At 69.2% G+C, this 8,764-nt stretch carries 10 protein-coding genes; 7 read left to right on the top strand and 3 right to left on the bottom strand.

The window, feature by feature from the left end; translation table 11 throughout:
- The 5 genes from KY462_16280 to KY462_16260 form a co-directional block, all read left to right on the top strand.
- A partial coding sequence (locus KY462_16280) for a hypothetical protein (protein MBW3579255.1) occupies positions 1 to 396 on the top strand: 396 nt, incomplete at its 5' end.
- 288 nt (positions 397 to 684) lie between these two features.
- Positions 685 to 957, top strand: coding sequence for a hypothetical protein (locus KY462_16275; protein MBW3579254.1), 273 nt, complete (start codon positions 685 to 687; stop codon positions 955 to 957).
- Between the two features lie 385 nt (positions 958 to 1,342).
- Positions 1,343 to 3,010, top strand: a complete 1,668-nt coding sequence (locus tag KY462_16270) for a hypothetical protein (GenBank protein ID MBW3579253.1) — start codon at positions 1,343 to 1,345, stop codon at positions 3,008 to 3,010.
- 29 nt (positions 3,011 to 3,039) lie between these two features.
- Entirely contained in the window at positions 3,040 to 3,930 is an 891-nt protein-coding gene (locus KY462_16265; GenBank protein MBW3579252.1) for a hypothetical protein, read from the top strand.
- Complete coding sequence (locus KY462_16260; GenBank protein MBW3579251.1) at positions 3,927 to 4,910, top strand: hypothetical protein; 984 nt, start codon at positions 3,927 to 3,929, stop codon at positions 4,908 to 4,910. The genes KY462_16265 and KY462_16260 overlap by 4 nt, the downstream gene beginning before the upstream one ends.
- Here KY462_16260 and KY462_16255 read toward each other — a convergent pair.
- From KY462_16255 to selD, 3 genes are all read right to left on the bottom strand, one after another.
- The gene (locus KY462_16255) at positions 4,885 to 5,622 is read right to left on the bottom strand and encodes a prolipoprotein diacylglyceryl transferase (protein MBW3579250.1); all 738 of its coding nucleotides are present in this window, start codon (positions 5,620 to 5,622) and stop codon (positions 4,885 to 4,887) included. The two genes, KY462_16260 and KY462_16255, sit on opposite strands and share 26 nt — an antisense overlap.
- Entirely contained in the window at positions 5,619 to 6,029 is a 411-nt protein-coding gene (locus tag KY462_16250) for a signal peptidase II (protein ID MBW3579249.1), read from the bottom strand. Before KY462_16250 ends, KY462_16255 begins: the two co-directional genes overlap by 4 nt.
- A 653-nt stretch (positions 6,030 to 6,682) precedes the next feature.
- Positions 6,683 to 7,735 carry a selenide, water dikinase SelD gene (gene selD / locus KY462_16245; protein MBW3579248.1) on the bottom strand — a complete coding sequence of 351 codons (1,053 nt, stop codon included), beginning with the start codon at positions 7,733 to 7,735 and terminating at the stop codon, positions 6,683 to 6,685.
- Positions 7,736 to 7,789: 54 nt separating this feature from the next.
- Between selD and KY462_16240 the strand changes: the two genes are divergently transcribed.
- Positions 7,790 to 8,431 (top strand): hypothetical protein, encoded by a 642-nt coding sequence (locus KY462_16240; GenBank protein MBW3579247.1) that lies wholly within the window; start codon positions 7,790 to 7,792, stop codon positions 8,429 to 8,431.
- 225 nt (positions 8,432 to 8,656) lie between these two features.
- A partial coding sequence (locus KY462_16235; protein ID MBW3579246.1) for a cell division/cell wall cluster transcriptional repressor MraZ occupies positions 8,657 to 8,764 on the top strand: 108 nt, incomplete at its 3' end.

The raw sequence follows: 8,764 nt of genomic DNA, 5'->3' as shown, positions 1-8,764 counted from the left end.
GACTTCAGCGACGCGTATGGCAAGGCGATGGCATCAGCCCACGCGACGTGGCGCGGCGAATACAAGCGACTCGTCGAAGACCCTCACCGCTACCGCCACCTCGATGCGGCCCAGCTTCTCAAGCACTACCTCGGTGTGCGGAGCCAGTTCCCAGACCGACGGGTCACGCTCGCCTACCTCTACTGGGAGCCCATCAACGCGCCCGAGATCGCGGCCTGCTCGATCCACGCCGCCGAGCTCGCCGAATTCGAACAGAACGTCAAGGACCCAACGGTGCGATTCCTCGCCATGTCCTACCGTCATCTCTGGGACGACTGGGGATCCGCCGACCGGCCAGCGTGGCTACGACAACACGCAGACGCGCTGCGCCGCCGGTACGAAATCACCATCTACTAGTAAAGCGGCGCACGGCAGAGGTCGCTGTACGCAGCAGGAAGGCTGGCGGCCGGACCGAGTTCCACCGCCGCACTCCACGTTCCCCGGCAGCCGCCGCATTGTACGCAGAACAGCGCTCGCTTCTCGCGCGTTGCGGGAGCGCGCCAGAGGGTGCGGCTAGGGACTGAGCGAGCCCTCCGGCGGCTGGGCATGGGCCCGCAGCGGGTAGCGCATTCCCCTGGGTCGGGCGTGCGAGGTTGGCGTCGCTTCTCGTACGGTTCGGCAACAGCACCCGAGCGAGGAGGAGACATGATCGTCACCATCGCCAAGGTCGCCGACTTCGACCAGTTCCTGAAGACCTTCTCGACGAAGGGCGCTGAGAAGCGGGAGCAGTACGGGTGCACGGGTTCCCATGTCTTCCGGGATCCCGATGACCCCTACCGGGTGTGGGTGTTCTTCGACTGGAAGATCGAGGACTACGAATGGTTCCTCGCGGATCCCGAGATCCCGGCGATCGCGAGGGAGCTCGCCCTGCAAGAGCCTCCGGTGAGGGTTGAGCCCGTTGCCCAGTACGAGTCTTGACGAGTTGATCGCAGCTCCCGCGGCCCTTGCTTGCTCCGGCACAACGCCTCAGCCGCCGAGGTCGAGACACACCACCGAGCTTGTGTGAAACTTGGGTGATACAGGTTCAGATAGGCGCCGTTCTCCCCGCGGTTGCCGCAGCCACTGATGGCGCCGTTCGGAGCGGCCGATAGGCATGCCCTTCAGGATGGCATCAGGATTGATACGGCGGCAGTGTTGTGGCGAATCCGCGATCGCCGACGCTTCGATCACCGCGACGTGAACCCCCATCGGCACCGCAAGAACAAGGCCCCGCTCAACACGACTAGTGTTTTCTGCGGGCCAACGGCGTGTGGTTCATCGGCGTCGACTCCGATCGGTCCCTAAGAGCGTTGGAGGAGGATGCGTGGCTAACGGGCTCACCGGGGACTTCGACGCCGTCGTGCAGGTTGCCGGATCCACCGTCAACCGGTTGGTGGCGAGCATGCACCAAAACGGCGGTCGCGACGAAGCGCGTCCGACGCTGCCGCATCTCGTCCGCATCCGTATAGGCGACGATCACCCGATCGATGGGGTGGTGGGCTGGCTCGCTGCGCAGGTCGGGGTGCCGCGCATCACGCTGATCCACGGCTCGAGAGACCGGTTCCATATGGACGTCGGCGTGCGCGCGACGTTCGACGGGGACGCGGGCTCGGCGGCGTTCCCGCGGTACATCCACGGCACGGTGGGGGCCGACTACCGAATCGCGAAGATCCCGGGCAACTGCTGGGGATGGTCCAAGCTCGCCGACGATTACCTGTGGATCCGTGTCGATCGCGACTCCGTTCGCTTCGACGGGGACTGGGACGACTCAGAAGGCGAACTTGTGCCGGTGATCGGCGTCTTCCCCGTGGCCGATCTGGACACTACGCGCGAGGTGATCCGCCGCCAGATCGTGGGACTGCTCGACGGCCGTTTCGAGGCAACGCCGCACGCGGTCTCCAAGCGGTTCCGGCGCGGCCACCTGCGTTCGATCGTCGGTGGCGGCGACTCCGCCGTCACGTTCGGACTGCAGGGCGACGGCAACATCGCGAGCGTCGGTGCCATCTTCCTCGACGGGGCGGACGTCGCTGCTGCCTTTGCCGTGGAGCCCTTGCTCGCTGCGGTCGATGGGGTGCTGGACTCGCTCCGGTCCATCGCCCCGAGTGTCGGGGTCACCATTACGTCGTTCCTCGGCCCGTCGGTCAGTACCGTGTACCGGGGGCGGATCACCTCGTCGTCGGCCGAGTGGATTCCGGCCGACAGCTCGGCGACGGTCAGGGTGCGGGCGCACGGCGACGCGCGGACGAACTCGATCCTCGCCGACGCGACGTTCGACATCGTCCAGGACATCCAGGTCCACTTCGACGGCGGCGCGGAGGCGATGTGGCTTTCGCGCGGCTCAGGCACCGTCACCGTGTCGGCGTCAGGCCTCGGTCATGGCACGGTCCGCAACGCCGTCCACAACGCGGTCGCGTCGACGCTGGTGCTTGCAGTCGACAATGCGTGCGTGTCGATGCAGCCGTCGCTCGACGCGATGATCGCTTCGAAGGACGGGCTCGTCCAGCAGATCCGCACGATCGACGCGCAAGGCGACGTGTGGCTCGAGCGCGCACAGTTCCGTCCAGAGGGTGTGGTGCTGCTCGGCCGGGTAGTGCTGTCGCCTCGACGACGGCCGGTCGTCGAGTTCGCGCCGGACGCGTCGCGCAACGGTCACGTCGCGATCACGAGCTGGATCCCGGGTGGTAGAATCGACACGTTCGAGTGGCGATGGGAGATGGTTCCGGGCGGCGCGCGTGGCCCGATCTTCGACCAGGACCGATTCGTGCTCCGGCGACGCTGCCGGTCCAGGGCAAGTTCGGCACGATCGCGTCGGCGCCACTTCCCGGGCTCGACGGTTCGGGGAAGGTCTGTCTCGTGCTGCGGGGCGTCGTCGTCGATCCCATTACCGGGGCGCTGCGCCGAGTCGAGACGAAGGCGATGTGCCACCGCTACGGGCTCTGGTTCCTCGAACGTCCCGGGTCGCGCCTCTCGCTTTACGACGAGACCGAGCTGAGCCGCGAGGTGCGGTTCCCGCAGCTGTCGGTGAGGGCATCGACGACGCTCGTCCCGGCACGGACGAACCTGCTCGTCGTGAACGTGCGCGAGGAATTCGACGAACGGACCCGCGCGAGCTTGGACGGCGCGCTGCGCGAGTGCCACCGCGAGGGGGCCGGCCTCACCGTGCTCGTGCTGTTCGCGCGTGGTGAGCTCGCCAACGACCGTGGTCGCGCTGCGGAGGTGGCCGACGAGCTGTCGCGCGAGTACGGGGCGACGGTGACGGTCAACGAGGACGTGGCGGGTGAGTGGGCAGGCGAGTTCGACCTACGTCCGGAACCGGTGGCGCCGTCGTGGCGGCTGCTGTCGCCAGGAGGCGGGGTCGTCTGGATGCACGACGGCGCGATCGACGAGGGCGCCCTTGCACAGGCCCTCGAGCATGGGCTCATCACGGCTCCACCGGTTCGCGTCGACTCGCTCGCCCCGGGGGTCGTCGCCGGGACGTCCGTGATCGGTGCCTTCCGGCCGGGCTTCGTTGATCTCGGCGACTTGGAGCGCGACTGCCCGTCCCCGCCGATCGGTCGGCTGGGCCGCGACGCGATCGTCGCCTTCGTCCGTCACGACACCGACGTGTCGCACGCCGCGCTCGCACCGATGCTGGAGCGATCATCGGACGACGAAGAGCCGCTCGTCTTCCTCGTCGTCGACGGGGACGATGGTACGACTGCACGCGAGCTCGCCGATAATGCCGGCGGCGCGGTCCAGCCGATGCCGGACGCAGCCGGGACGATAACCGATCGGTTTGGGATCCGCACGTGGCCGACCGTCGTGCACGTGGACCGCTCCGGCTTCGTGACGGCGGTCGGCGAAAGTCCGGGTTTCGACGAGCTGGACACCGATTCGCTCGAGCCCATCGAAGACGAGGAGGCGGCACAATGACCACGATTCTGCTCGTCCTGGTGCCTCTCCTCGTGCTCCCCGTCGTGCTGCTGTTTTCCTTCGCCGGCTGCGTCGGCGAGGGGCCGTACCTGAAGGGCAAGGAGGAAGGCCGTGCGATCGGAAAGGAGGAGGGCTTTGCAGACGGTCGTGCCGAGGGCGAGCAGATCGGCAAGGACACGGCTGCCGCGGATGCCGCTGCCGAAGCGGCCGCTAAGAAGTACGACAATATAGTTCGCTTCGGCCCAGCAGAGGACCTCCGCGGGTACTGGCGCCTCGACGACCAAGGCGTCACGGCAGCTGACGTCCACACGAACGTGGCCGCCGACCGCCACGACGGCGCCTACGTGAATCCTGCGGCGGTCAACCGCACCGTGCCGGGCGCGCTCTCGGTCGGGCAGGATCCGCTCGATCGTGCGGCGGAGTTCGACGGTGCGACCGGCTACGTGGAGGTCGACTACCACCTGCTGCTCAACCCGCCCGTCGACCTGACCGTGGAGGCGTGGGTACGCCCTGATCCGACGATTGCGAGCCGGGAGGTGGTGGTGGGGTCGTTCAAGGAGTCGGCCGGCGCGCTGGTGAGCGGATACAGCCTGGAAGTCGTGATGACGCCGACACCGAAGGTCGTGGCCCGACTTGGCAACCCGGGTGCCGACACGACGCTCGAGGCAGCACTTGGTGACGGCCTCGAGCGCGACGGTTGGCGTCACGTCGTGATGACGTACACGCAGAAGGAGAAGTGCCTGCGGCTCTACGTCAACGCCGACAATGCGACGCCGGACGAGTCAGTGGGATCGGTAACTGTTCCCGTGTTCTACGTCGCCAACGGGACCGAGCGGCTACGGATCGGCGCGGGCCCCGGTCCCGATGCCACACCGGTGCGGCCGTTCCACGGGCGGATCGACGAGGTGGCGGTGTACGGGCTGCCGCTCGCTGGAGCCCGTGTGCAGGCGCATTTCAAAGCGGCGATCTCCGTCCTGTGAGCGTTCGTGGGGCCGTGAGCCATGCGCGTAACGATCGGGTCGCGAATCGAGCGAGCGTGTAGGAGCCGACGACGGCAGCGAAGATCACACCGTCGACCTCGACATGCGGCTGCACCGTGAGGACGATTGCCAGCATGACGATCGCGAACGTTATCTCGAGCAGCTGCGTCGGGATGCGGCGCTCCCACCGGCCGTGGACGTCTGGGAGTACCACGCCGTACCAGCCTTGGGTGGCGCGCCCGACGCAGCACCCGTTCATCAAGCAGCCGACGCGGGTGATCGCGAGGCCGACGAGCATCGTGACGGACGCTGCGTCCCAGAAGCGCCAGTAGGGGAGGTGGGCGAGCCACAGCACGACGATCGACACGGGGATGACGAGTGCGAGGCCGCCGAACAACGTCGCGCCACCGGCACCGCGGCGCATGACCGCGCGACGATCGTCCCGGAAGTGGTCTCGGTGCTGGAGCACGTACAGCGCACGCGAACCACCGAGCGCTGGCAGCAGCAGTGCGATTGTTGCGATGACGAATCGGCTCACGTCGAGGTCCCGCTGCGACGCCATCCACGCCCCGGCCCAGGTGCCGAGCACGCAGCCGAGGTACAACATCGCGGCGTAGGAAGGAAGGGGGCTGCGACCGATGTGGAACAGCACGCGCCGGCCGAGAAACGTCGCTGCGGTGCGCCGTTCGACCGGTTCCTGCCGCGCGTTCACAGGAGCGCGCCCACCGCGAGCGGCACCGCAGCCACGAGCGCCACGTCGGCGAGGTTAAAGGCCGGCCATCGCCACAGGCAGACGAAGTCCGTCACCGCGCCGCGAGTGACGCGGTCGACGAGGTTGCTGGTCGCGCCGCCGATGGCGAGCCCGATCGCGACGCCGCCGATGACGCTCCCGTCGAGGAGTCGAACGACGACGACCGAGTAGGCGACGGCGACCGCCCAGAGTGCAAGCGCGACGTTGCGGTGGAGCCGCACGAGACCAGGGCGGGGGTTCGCCACGAGCCGGAACGCGACTAGACCGTCGCGGCGGTCATCGGCCAGTGCCCGGCGCGCGACGTGCTTCGACACCTGGTCGGCGACGAGCACAGAGAACAGAGTCAGGAGCAACACGCGCCCGGTCATCCCACAATGGTGTACACAGAAGTGGACAATACTGTGCATCACAAAAGTGCACTTGCCGGCTGGACGGACCGAAGTTGCAGGCCAGTGTGGAGCTCCCCGGTTTCTCGGACACCTACCGTCTGCGGCTGAGGCCGATGGAAGGAGTTCGAGATGCTGGACCGCACCTGCCGGAGTTCCGGCGTCGTGCCGTGGAGTTCGTTCGGGAGCGCGACGAGGACGGGAACCACAGGCACCCGATCGCGCACCTCGGGATTACGGGGGCGCTCCCGGCAGCTAACGCTACGTTCCCCCTCGGTCAGAGCACCACGGAATGGGAACAGCCAAGGCAGGCTCCACTCGCAAGCGGGAACCGGAGCGCTGCCGGGCGGAATCACTCCCGGCTCGTGAATGTCCGGCTCCTATCAGCACACGAATCGCCCCAAGCCGCCACCATCTCCGAGCACCGATCCGGCGATCGCGGGCACGCGCCAAGCTGCGCGACCACGATGGAGCCGGGCAACAGCCCACCGGCTGGCGCCGCTCATAACGCTGAGACTTCGTCCTGGGAAGGCAGCCGCTCGACCGTCCGTCACGCTGCCCTAATCGGCGGGGATCACCCACATATCGCGCGCAGCCCCCATGATCCCGCTTCGCCCCGTCGCGCAGGTGCCGGCTCACCCCAAGGGAGCGAGCCGGAGCCGACCCGTCCCGGCCGTGACCCGGCCCACCACGGCGGCCTCGTGGCCTGAGGAGCGAAGGCGTTCGGCGGCGGCGGCGGCGTCGTCGGGAGCGGCGCCGAACAACAACCCCCCGGAGGTCTGGGCGTCGGCGAGAAGGATGACGGTCACCTCGTCGGCGTCGCCTCGGTCGAGGCGCTCGGTCACCCACTCGAGGTTGCGCATGGTGCCGCCGGGCACGCAGCCGCCCTCGGCCAAATCGCGGGCCCCGGGGAGCAACGGCACCGCGCCGTGGTCGAGCACCACGTCCACGCCCGACTCCTCCGCCATTCGCCCGAGGTGGCCGAGCAGGCCGAAGCCGGTCACGTCGGTGGCTCCACGTGCGCCGGCGTCGAGGGCGACGGCGCACGCCTCGGCGTTGCTGCGGGTCATGGACGCCACCGCGGCGGCTGCCATCTCCTCGGTGGCCAGCTGGCGCTTGACCGCGGTGGCGATGATCCCGACGCCGAGGGGCTTGGTGAGCACCAGGTCGTCGCCGTGGCGCAGGCCGGAGTTGGTGAGCAACCGATCGGGGTGCACCTCGCCGACCACGGCCAGGCCGAACTTGGGCTCAGGGTCGTCGACCGTGTGCCCGCCCACGGTGACGAACCCGCACTCGACCCCCACCTCGGCGGCACCGGCCAGCACCTCGCCGAGCACCTCCGTGGGCAGCTCGTCGACGTTCCAGCCCACCAGGTTGAGGGCCAGGATGGGGCGCCCGCCCATGGCGTAGACGTCGGACACGGCGTTGGTGGCGGCGATGCGCCCCCACTCCCGGGGATCGTCGACCACCGGCGTGATGAAGTCGGCGGTCACCACCAGCGCCCGGTCGTCGTCGAGCCGCCAGACGGCGGCGTCGTCGCCCGTGGCGGAGCCCACGAGCAGGTCGGGGTGGTCGACCGGTGCCAGGCGGCGCAGTACCTGCGCCAGCTCGCCGGGAGCGAGCTTGCAGGCTCAGCCGGCGCCGTGGCTGAACTCGGTCAGCCGGCGGTGGGGTGCGGCGGGAGTCATCGCAGCGACTCTACTGGCGGGGTGGGCGAGGCCGGCTGGCGAGTGGAGCACGCGGTGGGGTCGGCGGCGACCTTCCACGCCCGGCCGCTGCCCGAGCCTGCGGCACGGGTGGTCTCCGTGCTCGAGGTCGACCGCCCCGCCCTCGTGCTGGGCTCGACGCAGCCCCGCACCGATGCCGACGCGGCGGCGGTCGCCGGCGCCGGCGTGGAGCTCGCCCGCCGGCGCAGCGGGGGAGGGGCGGTCCTCCTCGTTCCCGGTGAGGCGCTGTGGGTCGACGTGGTGGTACCGAGGGACGACCGGTTGTGGGACGACGACGTCCACCGGGCCGGGCACTGGCTGGGTGCGGCCTGGGTCGCCGCCCTGGCCGACGTGGGCGTGGTCGCCGAGGCCCACACCGGCCCCCTGGTGCGGACGCAGTGGTCGCGCCTGGTCTGCTTCGCCGCCCTCGGGCCCGGCGAGGTGCGCACAGGCGGTCGCAAGCTGGTGGGTGTCTCCCAGCGGCGCACCCGCCATGGCGCCCGGTTCCAGTGCCTGGCCCTCCGCCACTGGGACCCTCAGCCCCTGCTCGCCCTGCTGGCCCTCGACGCCGCCGAGCGCCGGCAGGCCGCCGCCGACCTGGCCACGGTGGCCACCGGGCTCGACCGTCCCTTCCCCGCCATGGTCGACGCCCTCCTGACACACCTCCCGCCTGCCTGAGGCGGTCTCACTGCGTCACCGCGCAGGGTCGGGAGGCTGCGGAGTCCGCCAGGCGGAGCAGCGACGAGAGCTGGTCCAGCTCCGTGCAACGGGCGCCGGCGGATTATCGCCGGCGAGATGAAGTGGCGCGAAGTGGTGGAGAGGGGTGTTGACGGGTAGAGAGTGGGGGCGTAGGGTCCAAAGGGTCAGACAAAGGGCGAGGACGACGATGGAGAGGCCCAGCAGGTGTTCTTCGGGGAGTTCGACCACTCCCTCGACGCCAAGGGGCGGGTGATCCTTCCCGCCGAGTTCCGTGACCGGCTCGAGGAGGGTGGCTTCATCACCAAGGTCCTC

The sequence above is a fragment of the Actinomycetota bacterium genome, assembly GCA_019347675.1.
GTDB lineage: Bacteria > Actinomycetota > Nitriliruptoria > Nitriliruptorales > JAHWKO01 > JAHWKW01.
Note: the sequence above shows the minus strand (reverse complement) of the source record. Positions and strands in the feature narration are given on the sequence as shown.

What these genes read in the sequence shown, in the direction of transcription:
- KY462_16275 (MBW3579254.1), top strand. Translation starts at nt 685, where the DNA reads ATGATCGTCACCATCGCCAAGGTCGCCGACTTCGACCAGTTCCTGAAG.
- KY462_16260 (MBW3579251.1), top strand. Translation starts at nt 3,927, where the DNA reads ATGACCACGATTCTGCTCGTCCTGGTGCCTCTCCTCGTGCTCCCCGTC.
- KY462_16250 (MBW3579249.1), bottom strand. Translation starts at nt 6,029, where the DNA reads ATGACCGGGCGCGTGTTGCTCCTGACTCTGTTCTCTGTGCTCGTCGCC.